This is a genomic window from Ralstonia sp. A12 (assembly GCF_000801955.1).
Lineage (GTDB): Bacteria > Pseudomonadota > Gammaproteobacteria > Burkholderiales > Burkholderiaceae > Ralstonia.
The window spans coordinates 157,500-175,641 of record NZ_JSZO01000016.1; the positions used below are offsets into that span (position 1 = coordinate 157,500).

The 18,142-nt window shown below is 62.6% G+C and carries 22 protein-coding genes; 5 read left to right on the forward strand and 17 right to left on the reverse strand.

The window, feature by feature from the left end; translation table 11 throughout:
- Window positions 1-138: 138 nt before the first annotated feature.
- The 5 genes from PI87_RS19175 to PI87_RS19195 form a co-directional block, all read right to left on the reverse strand.
- On the reverse strand, window positions 139-651 hold the full coding sequence (locus PI87_RS19175) for an RNA polymerase sigma factor (RefSeq protein ID WP_039599300.1): 513 nt from the start codon (window positions 649-651) through the stop codon (window positions 139-141).
- Entirely contained in the window at window positions 644-1,324 is a 681-nt protein-coding gene (locus PI87_RS19180; protein WP_157003172.1) for an energy transducer TonB, read from the reverse strand. Before PI87_RS19180 ends, PI87_RS19175 begins: the two co-directional genes overlap by 8 nt.
- A gap of 352 nt (window positions 1,325-1,676) precedes the next feature.
- Window positions 1,677-2,468, reverse strand: a complete 792-nt coding sequence (locus PI87_RS19185; protein WP_039599301.1) for an enoyl-CoA hydratase — start codon at window positions 2,466-2,468, stop codon at window positions 1,677-1,679.
- A complete protein-coding gene (locus PI87_RS19190) occupies window positions 2,468-2,899 on the reverse strand; it encodes a MarR family winged helix-turn-helix transcriptional regulator (protein WP_039599302.1) in 432 nt (143 codons plus the stop codon). Before PI87_RS19190 ends, PI87_RS19185 begins: the two co-directional genes overlap by 1 nt.
- Window positions 2,896-3,783 (reverse strand): alpha/beta hydrolase family protein, encoded by an 888-nt coding sequence (locus tag PI87_RS19195; RefSeq protein ID WP_039599370.1) that lies wholly within the window; start codon window positions 3,781-3,783, stop codon window positions 2,896-2,898. The genes PI87_RS19190 and PI87_RS19195 overlap by 4 nt, the downstream gene beginning before the upstream one ends.
- Before the next feature lie 117 nt (window positions 3,784-3,900).
- Between PI87_RS19195 and PI87_RS19200 the strand changes: the two genes are divergently transcribed.
- Together PI87_RS19200 and PI87_RS19205 are read left to right on the forward strand one after the other, a co-directional pair.
- Window positions 3,901-4,260, forward strand: coding sequence for an ArsR/SmtB family transcription factor (locus PI87_RS19200; RefSeq protein WP_039599303.1), 360 nt, complete (start codon window positions 3,901-3,903; stop codon window positions 4,258-4,260).
- Window positions 4,241-5,200 carry an SRPBCC family protein gene (locus PI87_RS19205; protein WP_039599304.1) on the forward strand — a complete coding sequence of 320 codons (960 nt, stop codon included), beginning with the start codon at window positions 4,241-4,243 and terminating at the stop codon, window positions 5,198-5,200. Before PI87_RS19200 ends, PI87_RS19205 begins: the two co-directional genes overlap by 20 nt.
- Here the strand turns inward: PI87_RS19205 and PI87_RS29860 are convergent.
- Genes PI87_RS29860 through PI87_RS19215 form a run of 3 tightly spaced genes read right to left on the reverse strand, consistent with a single transcriptional unit; the run spans window position 5,190 to window position 6,279 of the window.
- On the reverse strand, window positions 5,190-5,315 hold the full coding sequence (locus PI87_RS29860) for a hypothetical protein (RefSeq protein WP_269746651.1): 126 nt from the start codon (window positions 5,313-5,315) through the stop codon (window positions 5,190-5,192). The two genes, PI87_RS19205 and PI87_RS29860, sit on opposite strands and share 11 nt — an antisense overlap.
- Window positions 5,312-5,878: a DUF4865 family protein gene (locus PI87_RS19210; RefSeq protein ID WP_039599305.1), complete on the reverse strand. Its 567-nt coding sequence runs from the start codon at window positions 5,876-5,878 to the stop codon at window positions 5,312-5,314. The genes PI87_RS29860 and PI87_RS19210 overlap by 4 nt, the downstream gene beginning before the upstream one ends.
- A gap of 8 nt (window positions 5,879-5,886) precedes the next feature.
- Complete coding sequence (locus PI87_RS19215; RefSeq protein ID WP_039599306.1) at window positions 5,887-6,279, reverse strand: tautomerase family protein; 393 nt, start codon at window positions 6,277-6,279, stop codon at window positions 5,887-5,889.
- A gap of 103 nt (window positions 6,280-6,382) precedes the next feature.
- Here PI87_RS19215 and PI87_RS19220 point away from each other — a divergent pair, with 103 nt between their 5' ends.
- From PI87_RS19220 to PI87_RS19230, 3 genes are all read left to right on the forward strand, one after another.
- Window positions 6,383-7,246 (forward strand): LysR family transcriptional regulator, encoded by an 864-nt coding sequence (locus tag PI87_RS19220; RefSeq protein ID WP_039599307.1) that lies wholly within the window; start codon window positions 6,383-6,385, stop codon window positions 7,244-7,246.
- A 68-nt stretch (window positions 7,247-7,314) separates the two neighbouring features.
- Window positions 7,315-8,154: an AraC family transcriptional regulator gene (locus tag PI87_RS19225; protein ID WP_039599308.1), complete on the forward strand. Its 840-nt coding sequence runs from the start codon at window positions 7,315-7,317 to the stop codon at window positions 8,152-8,154.
- A 2-nt stretch (window positions 8,155-8,156) separates the two neighbouring features.
- Window positions 8,157-9,263, forward strand: a complete 1,107-nt coding sequence (locus tag PI87_RS19230; protein ID WP_039599309.1) for an alpha/beta hydrolase family protein — start codon at window positions 8,157-8,159, stop codon at window positions 9,261-9,263.
- An 18-nt stretch (window positions 9,264-9,281) separates the two neighbouring features.
- Here PI87_RS19230 and PI87_RS19235 read toward each other — a convergent pair whose 3' ends face one another.
- The 9 genes from PI87_RS19235 to PI87_RS19280 form a co-directional block, all read right to left on the reverse strand.
- Window positions 9,282-10,403, reverse strand: a complete 1,122-nt coding sequence (locus PI87_RS19235; RefSeq protein WP_039599310.1) for a beta-ketoacyl-ACP synthase III — start codon at window positions 10,401-10,403, stop codon at window positions 9,282-9,284.
- A gap of 236 nt (window positions 10,404-10,639) precedes the next feature.
- The gene (locus tag PI87_RS19240; protein ID WP_198139587.1) at window positions 10,640-11,650 is read right to left on the reverse strand and encodes a hypothetical protein; all 1,011 of its coding nucleotides are present in this window, start codon (window positions 11,648-11,650) and stop codon (window positions 10,640-10,642) included.
- A complete protein-coding gene (locus PI87_RS19245; protein ID WP_084210014.1) occupies window positions 11,647-12,300 on the reverse strand; it encodes a DUF3304 domain-containing protein in 654 nt (217 codons plus the stop codon). The genes PI87_RS19240 and PI87_RS19245 overlap by 4 nt, the downstream gene beginning before the upstream one ends.
- Before the next feature lie 514 nt (window positions 12,301-12,814).
- A complete protein-coding gene (locus PI87_RS19255; RefSeq protein WP_039599312.1) occupies window positions 12,815-13,099 on the reverse strand; it encodes a hypothetical protein in 285 nt (94 codons plus the stop codon).
- Window positions 13,100-13,116: 17 nt separating this feature from the next.
- The gene (locus tag PI87_RS19260) at window positions 13,117-13,347 is read right to left on the reverse strand and encodes a hypothetical protein (protein ID WP_157003173.1); all 231 of its coding nucleotides are present in this window, start codon (window positions 13,345-13,347) and stop codon (window positions 13,117-13,119) included.
- A 108-nt stretch (window positions 13,348-13,455) separates the two neighbouring features.
- Complete coding sequence (locus tag PI87_RS19265; RefSeq protein ID WP_039599314.1) at window positions 13,456-15,960, reverse strand: T6SS phospholipase effector Tle1-like catalytic domain-containing protein; 2,505 nt, start codon at window positions 15,958-15,960, stop codon at window positions 13,456-13,458.
- Between the two features lie 47 nt (window positions 15,961-16,007).
- Window positions 16,008-16,583 carry a DUF3304 domain-containing protein gene (locus PI87_RS19270; protein ID WP_039599315.1) on the reverse strand — a complete coding sequence of 192 codons (576 nt, stop codon included), beginning with the start codon at window positions 16,581-16,583 and terminating at the stop codon, window positions 16,008-16,010.
- Between the two features lie 67 nt (window positions 16,584-16,650).
- On the reverse strand, window positions 16,651-17,226 hold the full coding sequence (locus tag PI87_RS19275; protein WP_039599316.1) for a DUF3304 domain-containing protein: 576 nt from the start codon (window positions 17,224-17,226) through the stop codon (window positions 16,651-16,653).
- Window positions 17,223-18,128: a DUF4123 domain-containing protein gene (locus tag PI87_RS19280; RefSeq protein ID WP_039599317.1), complete on the reverse strand. Its 906-nt coding sequence runs from the start codon at window positions 18,126-18,128 to the stop codon at window positions 17,223-17,225. Before PI87_RS19280 ends, PI87_RS19275 begins: the two co-directional genes overlap by 4 nt.
- Between the last annotated feature and the right edge of the window lie 14 nt (window positions 18,129-18,142).

The following is an 18,142-nucleotide window of genomic DNA, read 5'->3' on the forward strand; positions in this document are numbered from 1 at the left end:
CGGCCACGGCTTGCCTCTGCCGCCACTCCGACGGTCTTATCGGTATGACGAATCCCGCCACACAAACCCGCAAGCTTTTCGGAAGATTTTTTTGTCGATCCATTGCCTTGGCAGGGTCCGCCGCGCCAAGGCGCATGGTTATCGGCCGAGCTTGGCAGCGCAGTGCTCCTGGGCGCGTTGCAGCTCCAGTTCCACCAGCCGCAATGAGATGCCAAAACGCTCGGCCACCTCACGTTGCGGCGTGCCCTCCAGGCGCACGGCCAGCAGGATGTCGCGGCGGCGCTGGGGCATCTGCTCCATCGCGCGGATCAGCGCGTCGAGTTCAGAGTTGGCTTCGGCCACCTCGGCCGGGCCGGGCGTGGGGCTGACCAGTTCGAGCATGGTCTCGATCTCGCCCACGCTCAGGCGGCGGTCTTCGGCACGCTGCTGGTCGATGGCCGCGTTGAAGGCCATGCGGTAGAGATACGCGCCCGGGTTCTGCACCGGCTCGATGGCGTCGGCGCCGCCGTTGCCTTCCAGACGCAGCCAGATGTCCTGCAACGCATCGCCGGCCAGGTCGGGGTTGCCCAGCCGCCGGGACAGCAGGTACTTCAGGTGGCTGTAGCGCTCCACCAGAAAATCGCGCAGCACGGCGCGGCCGCCGTCAGCCATGACGCCCCCCGGCTGCGATGACGGAGACAGACACCGCCGGCGCAACACAGCCCCAGCTCTGGCCCGATGCACGCGGCATGACAACAAAGGTGAACGGCTGCGCCACGGATGCGGGTACCGCCTCGCCCACCAGCACACCCTGCAGCGCGCTCACCACCAGCCGATCGAGCACCGCATCGCCGGTGGAATCGAGCAGATGCACCGGGCCGATCGCACCCTGCGCATCCACCCACAGGCGCAGTGCAATGCGGTGTCGGCCCTGTGCGAGGATCGAGTTCGCACAGAACGCATCACGTATGCGGTGCTGAATCAGGCCGTAGTACCGGCGTTGTGCGAGTTGGTTTGCGGTATCGGTATCGTTTGCCTCGGCACTGGCTTGCGAGCGCACGGGCAGCAGCACCAGCGTGTCGACACCGGTGTAGCGCGGCGCCAGGCCGCTGCCCTCCAGCAGGCGCAGCAGCGCCATGTGCGGCGTCATTGCACCGCGCACGGCCGGCGCAGCACGGCCTGCTGTCAGTGCGCTGTCATACAGCAAGGACATCCCAGTGACGGCGCCGTAGTGCTCCAGCGCACGCTGCAGCGGCTGCGGCTCGATATCGAACCAGCGCTCGACATCCAGCGGCGGCGCGCCGGCAATGACGGCCGGCTCTGGCTCGACAGGGCCGGCAGACACGGCAGGATGGAAAACGCAGACGCCAATCATCGCGATGCACCAAGGCAGTATCCGCCGCGCACCACCTGATGCGACGTTTCCAGCCATACCCGGTCAGTGAGAGACGCGTGCTACAGCGCCCGGTGTGCGGACGTGTTTCACAACGCGCAAGTGTGAAGTAAGCGCGTAGGGTAGTAATGCAACGTGACTGTTCTGTTACAGCACCCGTTGGAGGGGGTGCGAAGCATGTGCGCGCTCAGGCGTTTGAATCGCCCGCGCGTGGGCTGAAGGTGCTTGGGAAGGCGACCGCCGCGTCGCCGTCGAAATAAAAAAGGCGGCCGGACCAAGGCCGCCGAAGGAGACACCGCCGCGCTCAGTGCGCCACGGCGTTGAAATTGGGCGGTCGCCGATCGACGAATGCCCGGAAGGCTTCATGCGCCTCGGGAGACTTCAGGCGCTTGGCAAACGAGGCGCTCTCTACATCCATCTGCTGCTTGAGCAGTTCGGCATCGCGCATCAGGCGCTTGGTTTCGGTCAGTGCGCCGAGCGGTTGGCGCGCCAGTCGCGCAGCAATGGCCTCGGCCTCCGTGCCAAGTTGATACAGCGGCACCACCCGGTTCGCCAAACCCCACGCAAGCGCCGATTCCGCGCTCACCGCGTCGCCCAGCGCGAACATCTCGAACGCACGCACGTGGCCCAGGCGCGCGGGCATCAGCAGGCTCGATGCTGCTTCCGGCACCAGCGCCAGATTGACGAACGGCGTGGAGAGTTGCGCGTTGTCAGCCAGCAGCACGAAGTCGCAATGCAGCAGCATGGTCGTGCCGATGCCGACCGCGCGGCCCTGCACCGCCGCCACCAGCGGACGCGTAGCGCGCGCCAGCGCATGCAGGAAACGGATGACGTTGCGTTCGCCATCACCCTTACCGCCGGTCATGGCAATCGACGCGAATTCGCCGATGTCGTTACCCGCCGAGAACATGTCGCCCTCGGCACGCAGCAGCACCACGCGTACGGTGCTGTCACGCTCGGCAGCGTCCAGCGCATCGGCCAGGGCGCCGTACATGGCATCGGTGATGGCGTTCTTCTTGTCAGCGCGCGCCAGGGTGAGCGTCAGCACGCCATCGGCAATCTGGCTCTGAATGTGGCTCTGGATGTGTTCACTCATTACTCGTCTCCGGTGGGGAACTTGGTTTGCAGGCTGGCCAGCCAGCGTGCAACGACGTCGATCTCGGCGTCGGAAAAACCTTCGGTCAGGCGTGCGTTCAGCTCGGTCAGGCCTGTGCGTGTTTCGGCCAGGGCTTCTCGGCCGGCAGGCGTGATCCAGAGTTGCCAGGCGCGGCCGTCTTTGGCGTCGGCGCGGCGCTCGATCAGACCGGCGTCGGCACTGCGGTCGACCAGACCGCTCATGGCGGAGGGGCCGAGATCGAGCGCGGCACCGGCCTCGCGCATCAGCGCGCCGTCGTTCTTCTCCAGGAAGAACAGCAGGCCGGATTGCGCGGCGGTCACGCCTTCGCCGGTGCGCGCTTGAATCCAGCGCTGCAGGCGGCGTTGCCCGACGCTGATCAGATAAACGAGACGGCGGTCGGGTGCGGTCATGCGGCCTCTGCCTCAGCACGCATAGCCGCAGCGCGCTCGCTCAACCAAGTCGCCAAACCGGGCCACAGCGTGTTGGCGAACTGCGGGCGAAAGAACCCCAGGTGCCCCACCGCGCCACCGGCCTGCGCAGGTGCAATCTGCCGACGCTCGACCCACGTGTTCGTGAAGTGCGTCGTCAACGCATTGATGGCAGCGGGGGTAGCCCAGGGGTCGTCGTCAAAGCCGTAGACGAGCACGGGATGCGTTACGCGGTTGAAGCGCTCGACAGCGCCGAGCGTCGGGTCGTCGAAGAAGTAACGCTGCATGCCGGCCCACGCGCCCCATTCGATGGCGACGCCGCCCGGCAGGTCTTCGCCCAGGCCCAGGCGCTTGCCGGGCACGTAGCCGATCAGCCGCGCCAGCAGCGGGCCAACGCCACGCAGGATCAGCTCGACGCGCCAACGTTCGCCCCGTTGACGGATGAAGCGCGAGTTGCCCGTGTGGCAGGCCACCTGCACGACGCCCGCGACATCCCAATCTGCACAACACAGGCCGATGGCGTGGCCGCCTACCGAATGCCCGACCGCCAGTTGCGGCAGATCCGGGTAACGCGCTCGGGCCCATCGCATCACACCCTCGGCGTCGAGCAGTGCCCAGTCACGCATGCGCGCAGCAAAGCGGCGCAGGCTCTTGGGCCGTGACGCGCCAATGCCGCGGTAATCGTACGTGATGGCGTGGAAGCCGCGTTCCGCGAGGAACTTGGCAAAGGCCTGGTAGATGCGCTGCGGCACGCCTGTGGCGGGGTGCATGACGACCACGCCCTGCGGTGTGCCGGCGGCTGTCCACAGCATGGCGCCCAGCGGGTAGCCGTCGGTGGCGGGGATGGTTTGGGGGGTGCTGTTCATCATGCCGATTTAGTTCGTATGCGAAGTTCTTTACTTTGTATGCGAAGTAAATCGGCATGTCAACCGTCGAAAGATAAAGTACTTGCTTAACTATTCGGAGTCGCTATAGTTAACAACATGCTTAACCATGACACTTCTCTCGATCTCGCCTTCCAGGCACTGGCAGACGGCAACCGGCGCGCGATGCTGGTTCAGCTCGTGCGTGGGCCGGCTTCTGTAAGCGAGCTGGCGCAGCCGCTCGACATCTCATTGCCTGCCGTCATGCAGCACCTATCTGTGCTGGAGAACTCCGGTCTCGTGCGATCGGAAAAGGTGGGCCGCGTGCGCACATGCCGTATCGAACCCGAGGCCTTGAGCCTGGCCGAGCAGTGGATCAACCAACGACGCCTGGAGTGGGAACAGCACTTCGACCGCCTTGGCGCCTATCTGGAAACGCTTAAAACCCAAGGAGAACCGAATGACGACGACCATCGATAGCCCCACCGCCACCACCCTTCGCCCGCTTGTGATTTCGCGCACCTTCCCCGTATCGCGCGACTGGGTTTTCACGGCATGGAGCACCGCCGAGCACATCAAGCGCTGGTTCTGCCCGACGCACTATACGGTGCCCGACGCGACAGTCGAGTTTCGCGTGGGCGGCAAGTTTGATGTGTGCATGCGATCGCCCGAAGGGCACGACCACTGGTCGCGCGGCCACTTTGTCGAGATCGTGCCCAACGCACGCCTGGTGATCGACATGAACGTGGTGGACGGCGACAACCGCCCGCTGATGAACGCCCACACCGTCGTCACCTTTGCAGAAGAATGCGGCGGCACGCGCATGGAAGTCACGCAGACCCACACGCCGCTCGCCCCGATTGCCGAGATGATGATCAAGGGCGCGCCCGAAGGCTGGAAGCAAACCCTGGACAAGCTCGAGCGCGAAGCCGCGCGCGTGCCGCTGGCCGATGGCATCAAGCGTTCGGTCGTGCATGCCACCTTTACCGTCGAGCGCACGTACGATGCACCGCGCTCGCGCGTGTTCAAGGCACTGACGGACCCGGCCGCCAAGGCCAAGTGGTTTGCCGGCGGCAACGGCTACACCCTGCTCGTGCGTGAAATGGATGCCACCCCCGGCGGCCGCGAAGTCGTCAAGGGCCGATGGGACAGCGGTGTCGTCTCCAGCTTCGAGGCCCTGTACCACGACGTCATCCCCAACGAGCGCGTCGTCTATTCGTACGTGATGCACCTGGATGATCGGAAGATCTCCGCCTCGCTCGCCACGCTGGAGCTGCGTGAACCCAAAGATGGCTCGGGCGGCACCCACCTCGTCATGACCGAGCAAGGCGCCTTCCTTGACGGCTACGACGATGCAGGCTCGCGCGAACGCGGCTCGCAGTTCCTGCTGGACATGCTGGGCGATTCGCTCAAGGACTGAGCGTTCGCAGTACGTCGCGCGCGACGGTCGCCAGCGTGACCGCCGCGCCGACGATCAGCGCCATGCCCCACAGCACGCCGCCCACATAGGCGAACAGGATCTGGCGCGTGGTCATGGCAGCGTCTCCAGCAACGGTTGCGCGAGGTGCAGCAGTTGATGGCACGTGGCGGTTTCATTGTCGGCAGGCGACACCTCCGACAGGCGCACCCGCGTCAACCGCCACACAGCCGTGTCCACGCCGATGACGGCCGCCACCGTCCCAGCCTGTGCCGCAGCTTCCCGGTTGCATTCAATGGCATGCCGGAAGACATCGGTCAGATCCGCATCAGGCTCGATGTCTTCCTCTTCGAGATAGGCGAAGCGTGCCGCCTGCGCTGACCCTTTGCGCGCATCCAGTGCCACGTGCGTGCGGATGGCCGCGCGGCCAAAGCTTTCGGTGACGACGTGGTAGCGGCCGTTGACGAGAAAGTCGCGGAAAGCCGCATCCTGCTGCCACAAGTACAGTGACGAATACGCGTTGGCCGTGGCGCCAAACTTCCCCCGCTCTCTTAGCAGAAACGCCTTGAAGAACAGCGCCGGTGCGCCATCCCACAAGGGCCCGCGTTGGCGGGCGCGCTCATGCAGCCGCGCCATATCGTAGTCGGCAGGCAGGTGGTGGACATAGTGAGCGAGCAACACTTGCCACCTCAGCTCTGGTTCACCACGTATTGCGCGATGCCGTTGCCGAACGACCAGTTCTCGGGCAGCACCTCCACCAGGTTGATGAACACGTCCTCCTTACGCACGCCGGGGCTCTCGTGCAGCAGCTCGACGATGCGGCGGTAGAGCGCCTGCTTCTGCTCGCGCGGGCGTGTGTTGCTGACGGTGATCTGGAGGATGACCGCATCGTCGGTGCGCTGGATGCCCAGGTAGGTGGGGCTCACGCTGAACGTGCTGGCGTCGAACTCGGTCACCGTCATGAAGCGGTCGTCTTCCGGCACGTTGAAGGTTTCACGCAGGGCGCGATAGACGCCGTCAAAGATGGCTTGGTGATAAGCGGCAGACTTGCCGCGCCGCAGCGACACTTGAACGAGAGGCATGGTGAACTCCCTGGTTTGTGATGACCAAAGAATGCCCCAGGTTGATCATTGAAAAAAGACATCCTAAGATATTTCAATCATTCGATTTCAAAATGATTGAACCATGAGGATGCTCGACCTGGAGGCTGTTCAGGCCTTCGTTCTGACCGCCGATCTGAAGAGCTTCACGCGCGCGGCAGAGGCGATGGACTCCACCCAATCGGCCGTCAGCCTGAAGATCAAGCGGCTGGAAGATGCGCTGGGCCGCCGCCTGCTGGAGCGCACGCCGCGCCTTGTGCGGCTATCGCAGGACGGCAGTGCCTTTCTTGGCCCGGCACGCGACCTGGTGGCTGCACACGCAGGTGCGGTCGGGTCGTTTGGGGAAGAACGGCGACGGCTGTCGGTCGGCATGAGCCACCACATCGTCGGGGCGGAACTACCGCGCTTGCTGCGCCAGATGCGCCGCGCAGAACCGGCCCTCACGCTGGAGATCCGCATCGGCAGTTCGCGCGAGATTCTCGACGCGTTCGAAGACGGTGCACTCGACGCTGCCGTGATCCTGCGCCATGACAACCGCCGCTCCGACGGCGAGGTCCTCATGGAAGAGCCATTCGGCTGGATGGCCGCGTCCGACTTCGAGCACCGCAGCGGAGAACCGCTCTACCTCGCCACGCAGGCCGAGCCGTGCCGCGTGCGCGAAATGGCTGTCGCCGTGCTGGATGGCGCGGGCATTGCGTGGCAGGAAGTGTTTGTTGGCGGCGGCGTGGGCACCATCGGTGCAGCCGTGGCGGCCGGGTTGGCTGTCGCCGCACTCAGCCGACGCGTAGCGCCGCCCGGCACCATTGACGTGGGCGAATCGCTCGGCCTGCCGCCGCTGCCGCCGCGCAGTGTGGTGCTGCATTCTCGCGTGGCCGATCCGGTAGCAAAGAAGGCGCTGCGTACCTTTGCCACCACCCTGCGCGCGACTGCGGGGCCTGGGGGGCGATAGCACCGCTTGCGCACATTTGCGCAATCGCTGCACCGCGCACTGCCCGCCGGGCGACTATGCTTTCCCGCATGAAACCCCGCACCATTCGCGACTACCATCGCCGCATCGCCCGCGTGATCGAGGCGATCCTGGCCGATCCCGCCGCCCCGCACACCGTGCAGAGCCTGGCGGAGGTCGCACATCTGTCGCCGTTTCACTTCCACCGCATCTACCGCGCGCTCACCGGTGAAGGGGTGTTCGAGACCGTGCAGCGCGTGCGGCTGGCGCAAGCCGCGCAACGCCTGACCGGGGCAGAAGATTCCGTCACCGACGTCGCACTCAACGTCGGCTACGGCAGCCCGCAGGCCTTCGCGCGCGCCTTCCGCGAGTTCACGGGCGTGAGCCCGCACGCCTTTCAAACCCGGCAGCAGGAACTGATCGTGCCAGCCACGGAGGCCGCTGGCCTACCGCCGCTTGAACTGGTCGAGCAGCCTCCCCTGAACGCGCTGTGCCTGCAGCACGAAGGCCCGATCGCCACGATCCGCCAGACCTTCATTGCGCTATGGCAGGCACTTGGCATCGAGAGCACGTCGCCAGACGCGCCTGACCGCATCGGCATTTGCTATGGCGATCCGGAAACGCCGGGCTCGTTTGAGTACTTTGCCGGTGTCATCCTCGATGTACCGCGCGCAATCACAGGCAACCTGCAGCCGATGCGTGTTGAAGGCGGCCTCTATGCGTCGCACCGGCTCATCGGCCCCTACGCGCTGATCGCGCCCACCATGCAGGCGCTCTATGGCGGCTGCCTGCCCAGCTACGGCTTTGAACCCGACGATCGGCCAACGCTCGAGCTATATCGCAACGGTGCGCGCCAACACCCGCCGCGCACCTGCGTGACCGACCTGATGATCCCCATCCGCAAGGAGTAGAAATGCTGCGTCGTTGTCTTACCGCCGCGCTGGCGGTCTTTGTCGTGGGCGCCGCCTGCGCGGCCGAGCCCGCCGCGCCGTACCACGTGGGCGAAACCTCCCGCGTGTTCCATCCACAGGCGGAGCGCCATTGGCGTGGCGCGCGCACCGAAGCGCTCGTCACGACCATCTGGTATCCGGTGGATGCGTCCACGCCAGAAACGCCGCACGACATCGGCGATCCGAGCCGGCCGCTGTTTCGCGGGCATCCTGCCGCCGATAACGCACCGCTTGCGAGTGCACAAACCACCTACCCGCTGCTCGTGCTCTCGCACGGCACGGGTGGCACCGCTGACAGCCTCGACTGGCTGGCCGCTGCGCTGGCGGCAAACGGCTACATCATCGCCGGTGCCAACCACCCCGGCAACAACACAGCGGAGCCGCTCACGCACGACGGCTTCATGCTGTGGTGGGAACGCGCGACCGACGTGAGTGAAGTCATCGACGGCGTGCTTGCCGACGCGACACTCGGCGCGCATGTCGACCGAAACCGGATCGGTGCGGTGGGCTTTTCGCTAGGGGGCTATACCGTGCTGGAGCTAGCGGGCGCGCGCACCGATGTGTCGGCGTTCATGGCGTTCTGCAGCTCGCCGCAGGCCGATGCGATCTGTCACCCGCCAGAAATGCGCCGTGTGGAAACGGGCCCGCAGCCCAAGGCATCGAAGACGCCGCAGACAGAGGCTTCGCTTGCGCGCTCTGGGGCGTCCTACCGTGATACACGCATCAAGGCGGTCTTCGCCATCGCGCCAGCACTGGGCATGGCGATGGACCCAACCTCGCTCGGCACCATCACCCTCCCCATCTCGCTGATGGCCGGTGATGCCGATGTGGCCGTACCCGTGGAGACCAACGTGCGCCGTGTCGCCGGGCTGCTGCCCAAGGCAGACCTGCTGCTGGTGCCTGGGGCTTCGCACTACACGTTCATCGATACGTGCTTGCCGGGCGCAACAGCGCATCTGCCGCCTTGGCTCTGCCAGGACAACCCGGGGGTGGACCGTGACGGTGTACACGCACAGGCCGCGCGCCGTGCGCTGGACTTCTTCCGGGCGACGCTGCCGGCCAAGACCTGAGCATCGCCCGCCGGCGGCTCAGCGTTTCTGAAGGGCGACGCTGCCGATCGAATAGCCCGCGCCAAATGAGCAGATCAACCCCAGATCGCCCGACTTCATGTCGGCGCGGTGACGGTGGAACGCAATGATCGAACCCGCCGATGCGGTGTTGGCGAACTCATCCAGAATGACCGGCGCCTCATCTGCCGCAGCGTCGCGCCCCAGCAGGCGTTTGGCGATGAACTGGTTCATCGCCAAGTTGGCCTGATGCAGCCAGAAGCGGCGCACGTCCGCCGGCGTGTGACCCAGTTGCTGCAGATGGCCGGCGATATGCTCAGCCGCCATCGGACAGACTTCCTTGAACACCTTGCGGCCTTCCTGGCGGAAGAGCTGGTCGCGGTCTTCCGGGTTGCGGTCTTCGCTGCGCGAGAGATAGCCGGCGTTGTTGCGGATGTTGTTCGAGAAGCTGGTTGCGCACTTGGTGCCGAGCACGCGCCAGGCATCGGTCGAGCGGGTCTCTTCCGCGCGCTCGACCAACACCGCCGTACACACGTCGCCGAAGATGAAGTGGCAGTCGCGGTCTTTCCAATCCAGGTGGCCCGAGGTGATCTCGGGGCTCACCACCAGCGCGGCACGCGCGGTGCCGCTGCGCACCGCGTTAATGGCCTGCTCCAGCCCGAACGTGGCTGAAGAGCATGCAACGTTCATGTCGAACGCGTAGCCGCGCGCGCCGATGCCGTTCTGGATTTCAACGCCCAGCGCCGGATACGGGCGCTGGAAGTTGGAGGTTGCGCAAAGCAGCATGTCGACGTCGGCAGCGTCGCGGCCGGCAGCCGCCAGCGCATCGCGCGCGGCCGCCACGCCGATCTCGGCCTGCAAGGACAGCGCATCATCCGGGCGCTGCGTCAGGTGCGGACGCATGCGCGCCGGGTCCAGCACGCCAGCCTTGTCGATCACGTAGCGCTGGCGGATACCCGAAGCCTTCTCGATGAATTCTGCCGATGATTCCGACAGCACCACCAGCTCACCCGCAGCAATGGCCGCTGCGTGCTCGGCGTTGTAGCGCTGCGCGTAAGCGTTATAGGAGGCAACCAGCTCCTCGTTGGTGATGACCTCCGGCGCGACCCACAGGCCCGTGCCGCTGATAACAACGTCGTGCATACCCGGTGTTTGTGAAATTTGTGTGGCGGGGACGATAGCACATTGGGGGGATGGCGCGGCTGGGTGGGGTGTTGTCGTTTACATCTAGTCCGGCCGGAGATGCCGCTGGGTAGCTGCGCCTTTGTTCGCAAGACTGCGGTAGCTGGCACGCTGCTGCATTGCAACAACAACTACGCAATGGTCGCGGCCTGTGTCCGCCGACCCCATTGAGCTCTGGAGAACCACAAAATCATTGCCTATCGGCAAACCACCTTTGTATCCGGTCCTCCCTGCGCAACCTCCAAGTCGTTGCCATTGTCATCTGTTCCAACACCTATTGCGGTGTAGGAGTACACAGATTGGTAATCCTTGCCATCGTAGCGATAGTAGGTGTGCTGATGCTCCCCCATGCTGATCCGGGCCGCGGTCATGAGGTCCGGCATGCCATTGCAGGTGCTTTCCATCACGCCGAACGGTCCATCATCAATGGCGAGCAAAGGCTCGTACTTGTTGCCTCTGACGAGATAGACCCATTCAGACGCGTTAACCTGGTTGCCAACCATCTCGCAGATTCCAAACAGAAGCTTGCCGTGCGGGCCAGTACACGCCTGTGTTGTCAGCGCTTGCTCGCCACATCGTTCGATGAGCGCTTTACGAGTTTTCGCGTTCAGAGGTGCAAGTGCCGTGGCCACAGACACATCGACCGGAGCGGCAGTACATAGCCCAGTGCCCTGCGGCCATTCAGGACGGGCACCGAGGTACACCGGCGACAGTGCGGCAATCACCGCGTCCAACCCCCGTTCCACACATTGCGTGTCTTTGCACTGTTCGATGGACCGGTTCTGCATGGCAATCTTCACATCGAAATTCCATGGATCGCTCACCACCGCGAGCGAGGCGTACTGGAGAAAACGCACCTTGAACAGTTTTTCCACCAGTACCGGGCTGTCGCAAATCCCTGGCGGCAACACCTTCCGTGCATCCGCCACATCCTTCAGTAAATGGTCGCTTGGCTCGTTCACCTGTGTACGAATGTCTAGGCACGGCTTGAGCAGCAACTGCGTAGAGACGTAGCCACCGTCAGCCTGTTCACTGCGAGGAATCACACGTACGCCTTCCGCCTGAGCGGTGGATACGATGACGAGTACGCATGCGAGTAATGCGACTCTGGACACAAACGAGACGGGCGTGCTGAAGTACCGACACAGCCGATCGCGTGTGCTCGCATCAAAACCGATCTCATACCAGCCGGGGTGGAATGCGCTCATTCCTCATCCTTCGGAAGCGCGGGTGGAGGTGGCAAGTTTTCGCCCATAGGTGAACCCGGGGGTGAACCCTTCTGAGCGGACGGCCCCGCTTTCATCGCACGCATCTCTGCCTCCAAGCGCGCCCGCCCCGCCGCTTGCGCTCGGCCGCGCTCTTCTTGCAAGCGCACCGCACGCCGGCTTGGTTCGAAATGAAAATCCGCCGGCTTAACCGGATAGGAGGGCCCGGGATATTCAGGGTTGCCGGTTCCTTTACTCGAAATAATGAGCCGAACCTTGCCCTCAGGCAGGAAATGCACGTGTAGCGTGCCGGTTTCCGTGTATTTCTCGATTGGGACTACCGCCTCATGCCAATGCGGCTTCGCTGCGTCACCTGTCGCATTCGGATCAGAACTGGAGGTCGTCCATTTCACTGTGGCTGTCAGATCAGGGCGCCAAACCTTCGGATACACCAAGCAACAGACGAAACTCCCACCTCCGCCATAGGCGAACGAGTTGCCGCCCCAAGTGTCATCCACGTAGAACTGATGGATGTAGTCAGGAGTGTGGTTGTACGAAGTAATGCTGGCCGTCGCCTTGCCTTCCATTGGGTCTGGCTTCGCAGCGCAAGCGGCCGTCATTGCAGTCAGCCCTAGGACTTTCCAAATCTTCATTGCCAATCACCTCCTTTAGTTTGGGTCGGCGCCGCGTACATCAAACGCAATGGGCGCGATAAGGCCTATTGCTGCGCGCCATCCCAAACGGTGAGCGCATTGAATGCAGCATCCGCCCACGCTAAGCAGGTTCCAAGGTATTCAGCCTTGCGCGAAAACACAGCTATCGGCCTATATGAACCCAACCGCAATCCTCACGAGCAAGAGCCCGAGCAGCAGTCCAATCGCACTGATCTTGAATGTCTTGTGCATCAGTCCAGCGACCAGCGTCCAGATGGTGCCGACAATCGCGAGGACAGATGCGGCAAGCAGAGGAAGCAGCAACCCCAAAGCCCACCCATGACTGGCCCAACCTCGACTATCGCGCCCAAGCCAGAACATCAACCAGCACGCCAAACCGGCGATGGGGAAGACAGCAAGGCCCCGCACAAAGTCCCGCGTTCGCGTTCCAGGGGTGCCACTGGCAACCTTTTCTTGATGCACTCGGATCGACATCCTTCGATTCACCGTCGAATCACTGACTCGGGCGGCCACTCCAGAGGGGGCTTCTATTGTCGGAGGAGAGCACCTGCGCCAACACGTCCGCATCGGCATCGCGAGCCGGCGCTGCGTTGTTCTTGCGGGAGCGTACGAGCTTGGCTCGCTTCTTTCCGTGTTTCTTTGCCTGCGCCTTGTTCTTTGCGCTAGCTTGAACGGTGGTGGCAGGCGCTTGAGACGTAGAGGCCAACTGAGCGCAGATACCGGTGTTCATCCAGACGGCTGCAAGAACGGCGGCGGCGATTTTGTATTGCATCTTCATGAGAGAGGTTGGTTGAACTAGAAAAAGGGGCCGACCAGAAGAAACGCCAGTGCTATGACGCCCAGCACGATCAGGCCGCCCAGCACAAGCAAGGTATAGGCGACGCCGCGAGCAACGTGCCGCTTGCTGGCGGTATTGCTGGTCATGGGCTTGCCACCCTTGCTGCCGTGGCGCTGCGCGCCGTGCGTCACCAGCAGCAGCACTCCACCCAGCAACATGAGGAGCGCAGCGATTCCAAGGACGATCATGCCGATCAGTCGGGTAGCAAGGTGATGCTGCGTCGGGCGAGCCTGGTTTCAGCACTCTGAGCAACGTTCTCGGCTTCATCGACAACGTTGCCGGGCACGGAGACCACCTCATGCTCCACTGTCATTCAAGTCCTCCATGAACGACGTAATCGCAGACATTTCTTGTTCAGTAGCTTGCATGCCCCGACTCAACCCGCCCAACTCGTTGATCATGTCTGCAGGCGGCATCCCAGAGCTGGCCATACGGTTCATCGTTTTCACGAGCTCCTCTGAACGCAAGCGCATCTGCTTGAGCTGAGAGTCCAACTCTTTCATCCGCTTCTTGAGCGCGGAGGCGTTCAGGCCCGCCAGATTGGGATAGGCAGCGCGGTAGTCCATGTACTGGTCGTCATACACGGTGCGCCAGCGCAAGTAGCCCCACATCTGCCAAAGCTCACGGCCACTGGTTTGCTGTGGTAGCTGCTCGGTGTAGGTTGGATCCTTGAGCGCGTCTTCTTCGGATTGGCCTTTGGCTTCGCGCTGCTTCTTCAGTCGCGCCTGCATGTCCGCCATCGCTTGCTCTTGTGGCGGCTGCGGCGGCACGCCGATCCTGGCCGTCATCGGCGTAATCGGCTGATTTTTGCGCGCTGCATCCCTGGTAGCAGCGGCATCGAGACTATTCTGCTGCTTGCGATACCAAACGTCGTTGTCGTCCCCCATGGGCTTGAACCAGGCGCGGGAGTCGTGCGCATAGCGCGAGAAAAAGAGATCCACTGCAGAAGGGACATCTGTGTTCTCCCAGGCTTGCTTCACGACATCCCAGCTCTTGAATTTGATGCCAAGCGCCTGCTTCAGCTTGTAGAACACGGTACCGCCCTGCACCGCCCCCATGGCAGGCATGTAGGCAATCGGCCCTCCGGGTGCCTCGGGCACTGCGGCCTGAAAGGCGGGTTTTCCGCCCCCTCCCGCAATACTCATGAGTACCTCGCCCAGCGTGGACGCCCCCGTCTCCACGCCCCATTTAGCACCCTCCATCAGCCAGCCGGCGTAATGCCCCTGCGCCCAACTGGGCACCAGGTTCTGGTAGCTGGCGTAGCGTTTAACCCACTTCAGTTCATCGGCAAGCTCAGTGTCGGCTGAAAGCAGATCCGCTTGATCCGTCTTGGCGGAATGCTGCACGCTCGGCATGCTCGCTACCTTGCCGAGCCAGTGGTGGCGCCACCGCAGGAAGTACCCATAGTGGTGCTGGATCAGCTCCGGCGTGGTCGTCGCGCTGGTGTCGGCCGTTGCGTCGCGGTAGGCATTGAACGCATTGATCAGGTTAGGGTCGACCTTGAACTGATCCTGCAATTCACGCGGCGCAGACGAGGGGCTCATCAGTGGTACGCCAGAGATCACGGCCTCGCGGTACATATGCGACAGCGGGATCTGCGATTGCTTGGCGCTGTCGTCAGGCGTCCAATCGATACGGCAACCCCGCCCCTGTTCGCCGGGCTCGTAGCCGCCACCCAAATCCGAGTGCACACCCGGGTAAACAAACTCATCCACATTGTCGCCATGCGCGCTGTCCAACGGAAACGAACCCCGCACTTCGTGGCCGGACACGAGATGCACACAACGCTTGACCAGCGCCGGGCCGGGAATACGCATCCAGCGTTTTTGCGCCCAGGCGCCATGACCAGACACCATCGTCTCGAGCATGCTCTGCGCCATGCCCGCCGATGCCACCGTATCGAAGATGCCCAGGAAATCGATCTGCACCGGGATGCCGCACAGGCTGAGCTTCTCGCCATTGGCGTCGCAAGCGTCTTTGAGCCAGTTGCAGAAAACGCGCGCCTCCGCCGAGCCGCGTGAAAAGCCAAACACGTGCAATCGAATGCGCTTGATGATCGGCTTGCGCTCCTTGGGCAAGCTGCCAAGCGCCTTGGCCAGCGCAGCCTTGCGTTCGTTCAGCACGCGACGCCGACCTTTGGTGTTGACCTCACGCCAGTTGGTGCGCGCCACGGAAATCATGGAAGCTGCCCCGCCCACACCTGCACGTAAGTCGCGGTCGAATTGGCCTTTTGCTCGGTACTTGCCCTGCAGCTCGCGTTCGATGGCATCGCTGCTACCCAGATTGGGCATCTGGATTTCGGGGGCGTTGATGTCGGCGCTCATCTGTTTGACGAGGTCGCGGTCGGCATTCTGCTCGGTCAAATTCCGGTTGTGATAGTGGTAGTGCAGGTGGTTATGCAACTGCAGTAAGGCCCAGTTGATGCGGCACTCGCCTCCCCAGCCAGCCGCCGCACCCGCGACGGCATGGATGCCAATACCTAGATCGCCGACTTCCTTGTAGAACGGTGTGCCGACGCCCGCCGCATAGCTGACGAATCGGTACTGCCGCAGCTCGGTCTTTTTGAGTTCGACGTCGAAAAGGTCAGCTAGCCGCGCCACATTGCTGTGCGCCTGCCTTGGCCGGTCATTGTCCCTATTGTTCCGGGTACCATCAAAGAAAAATCCAAAATGCAGTTCTTCTTCACATGATGACGGAACCTTCAAGTTGACATCCTGCAGAGATCGCTTGCGCGACATCTCCTGTTGCGAGAGTTCAAAGGGCTTGTCAGGGCAAAGCGGTGCAAATTGAACGGTGGTCATCGAAGTCACGGATAAATGCAGCCGACAGAGGAACCTCAGTACTTCAGTTAATTCGCGTGCACAGCGCTTGCACTCGGAGTGCGTAGATCCGGGCGATAGCAAAGCTCCCGGTCCTTCTCCGCCCGGCGTTTAAGGCAGGCTTGCTTTGGTTCTTCAAGATGGTATGGGTCATTCTCTGCCCCCGGACCGTACCTGGTCAGGTACAACTTCACCTCATGGTTCGGATAGAACGCCACATAGAAGAAAGAAGCATCCTGCGGCGGATACTTCTCGACGGGCACCTCTTTAACGTAGAGCGCCTTCTTGTCTCTGTCATACAACTCGTCGTCGCTCCATTTGATCGTCACCTTGAAGTTCGGGTCCCAATGTTTGGGCACAGAAGCGCTACCGATCCATTTGGTTCCGCCTGCGTTCGCGACCATCCCGCCTGCCCATTCGCCATTGACGTAGACCACGCCGATCGGAATGTCGGTGTAGTTGAGCACGCCGATGGCGCCGCCCAGCGAGTCATTTTCCTCAACTGCCGCAGCCTTTGGTGCTTCCGCTTTGCTGCACGCGGCAAGGCTCAGCAGAAGTCCAGCCAACACCCAGGCAATCCATCGTTTCATCGCTTTTGCTTCCATTTCCTACGTCCTGTTGGAGTTCGCCATTGGCTTGTACCACGACGGCACTTGTGACAAGGCTCGTCATCTACTTCGCCTGCACACCACTTGCCGTAAATTCACGCAGCTCAGGGCGATAGCAAAGCTCTCGATCTTTCTCTGCTCGACGCTTCAGACAGGCGTCTTTAGGATCTTCAAGGTTGTAAGGGTCTCCCTTGTACCCAGGAAGCCCGCGCGACAAATAAAGTTTCACCTCATTGTTCGGATAGAACGCCACTAAAACGTAGGCCGCGCCAGTCGACGGGTACTTCTCAACAGGCACCTCCTTCGTGTAGAGCGCTGCTTTGTCTTTCTCATACAACTCGTCGTCGCTCCACTTGATCGTCACCTTGAAGTTCGGGTCCCATTGTTTAGGTACATCGATGCTCGTTCGCCCGGTCCCTACATCGCCAGAGTTGGCGACCATCGCCCCGGCATATCGTCCATCAACGTATACAGAGCCGATCGGAATGTCGGTGTAGTTCAATATAAGAACGTAGCCACCTAGCGTGTCATCATTTTCGGCCGCCGCCTTGGGCGGTTCAGCCTTGCTGCATGCGGCAAGGCTCAGCAGAAATGCGGCCAACATCCAGACAACCGACCGTTTGATCGCCCCTACGTTCATGTTGGGGATGCTTCAGCAACGGTCATGGCAGCATGCAGATAGTCACGCAGTGCATTTGGTGCGCGACGTGCATCGCCCAGCAGCGCCAGAAGCGCCTGCTCCCGCAAACCCGAACCATTGGTTGCAAGCGAGACCGTCGCCAACTGCACGATATCGGCCGTTGCATCAACGCCATGTGCCCCAGCCAATGCGCATGCTTGCGCGACCAATCGATAGGTCTTCGCCCTGTCTGTGTCGGGCAGGGAGCCCGGGGACAGTCGGTCCATGAGATCGAGGACGGCATCCGGCATGGCCGCGTCGACCATGCGGTCAATGTCGCCTTGGGGTAGGACAAGCTGATGGCTTGGGTACGTCGCGGGCTCGACGTGCGATTCCGCTTGCCACAGTGTTTCAAGCGCACCGGCACGATCAACGTAAGACCAACGCAAAAGCGGCGCAGTCAGTTGTGCCCAGGCAGCAGGATTCATCGCGCCAGGCAGCACGGGCAGCACGCGCGTGTCTGCAAAGCGCAGGAGGTAGCGCGATCCTTCGTCAGCTGCCACCGGATGCAGGCAGGGCTGCCACAACCGTACGAGATGATCTGCTGGTTGCCAAGACGCCAGGAAGCTCAGCATCGGCCGCCCTTGGCAGTGGATGCCTAGCGCGGCGATCAGGGCACGCGAGTCAACACCGCTGCGCCGACCTACGGGCAACAAATAGGGCGATGCCGACGCTAACTCGTGCAGCGTACTTTCCGGCCCATACAGGGGGGAGGTCGGCACCGGCGCGGCAAACGGCTTGAGGCCATGGTCAAAAACACCATCGATCAAGGCAAGCCAATGCGCGTCCGGCAGGGAATCCATCGTCTGCAGCAGGCCATCGAGCCATGCTTCTGGGTGATGGGAGTCAACGGCAAGATACATGGTTGGCCCGATGC

Bases quoted from the DNA above. Each gene is read 5' to 3' on its own strand.
- PI87_RS19175 (WP_039599300.1), bottom strand. From the start codon at position 651: ATGGCTGACGGCGGCCGCGCCGTGCTGCGCGATTTTCTGGTGGAGCGC.
- PI87_RS19185 (WP_039599301.1), bottom strand. From the start codon at position 2,468: ATGAGTGAACACATCCAGAGCCACATTCAGAGCCAGATTGCCGATGGC.
- PI87_RS19190 (WP_039599302.1), bottom strand. From the start codon at position 2,899: ATGACCGCACCCGACCGCCGTCTCGTTTATCTGATCAGCGTCGGGCAA.
- PI87_RS19195 (WP_039599370.1), bottom strand. From the start codon at position 3,783: ATGAACAGCACCCCCCAAACCATCCCCGCCACCGACGGCTACCCGCTG.
- PI87_RS19200 (WP_039599303.1), top strand. From the start codon at position 3,901: ATGCTTAACCATGACACTTCTCTCGATCTCGCCTTCCAGGCACTGGCA.
- PI87_RS19205 (WP_039599304.1), top strand. From the start codon at position 4,241: ATGACGACGACCATCGATAGCCCCACCGCCACCACCCTTCGCCCGCTT.
- PI87_RS29860 (WP_269746651.1), bottom strand. From the start codon at position 5,315: ATGACCACGCGCCAGATCCTGTTCGCCTATGTGGGCGGCGTGCTGTGG.
- PI87_RS19215 (WP_039599306.1), bottom strand. From the start codon at position 6,279: ATGCCTCTCGTTCAAGTGTCGCTGCGGCGCGGCAAGTCTGCCGCTTAT.
- PI87_RS19220 (WP_039599307.1), top strand. From the start codon at position 6,383: ATGAGGATGCTCGACCTGGAGGCTGTTCAGGCCTTCGTTCTGACCGCC.
- PI87_RS19225 (WP_039599308.1), top strand. From the start codon at position 7,315: ATGAAACCCCGCACCATTCGCGACTACCATCGCCGCATCGCCCGCGTG.
- PI87_RS19230 (WP_039599309.1), top strand. From the start codon at position 8,157: ATGCTGCGTCGTTGTCTTACCGCCGCGCTGGCGGTCTTTGTCGTGGGC.
- PI87_RS19235 (WP_039599310.1), bottom strand. From the start codon at position 10,403: ATGCACGACGTTGTTATCAGCGGCACGGGCCTGTGGGTCGCGCCGGAG.
- PI87_RS19240 (WP_198139587.1), bottom strand. From the start codon at position 11,650: ATGAGCGCATTCCACCCCGGCTGGTATGAGATCGGTTTTGATGCGAGC.
- PI87_RS19245 (WP_084210014.1), bottom strand. From the start codon at position 12,300: ATGAAGATTTGGAAAGTCCTAGGGCTGACTGCAATGACGGCCGCTTGC.
- PI87_RS19255 (WP_039599312.1), bottom strand. From the start codon at position 13,099: ATGAAGATGCAATACAAAATCGCCGCCGCCGTTCTTGCAGCCGTCTGG.
- PI87_RS19260 (WP_157003173.1), bottom strand. From the start codon at position 13,347: ATGATCGTCCTTGGAATCGCTGCGCTCCTCATGTTGCTGGGTGGAGTG.
- PI87_RS19265 (WP_039599314.1), bottom strand. From the start codon at position 15,960: ATGACCACCGTTCAATTTGCACCGCTTTGCCCTGACAAGCCCTTTGAA.
- PI87_RS19270 (WP_039599315.1), bottom strand. From the start codon at position 16,583: ATGGAAGCAAAAGCGATGAAACGATGGATTGCCTGGGTGTTGGCTGGA.
- PI87_RS19275 (WP_039599316.1), bottom strand. From the start codon at position 17,226: ATGAACGTAGGGGCGATCAAACGGTCGGTTGTCTGGATGTTGGCCGCA.
- PI87_RS19280 (WP_039599317.1), bottom strand. From the start codon at position 18,128: ATGTATCTTGCCGTTGACTCCCATCACCCAGAAGCATGGCTCGATGGC.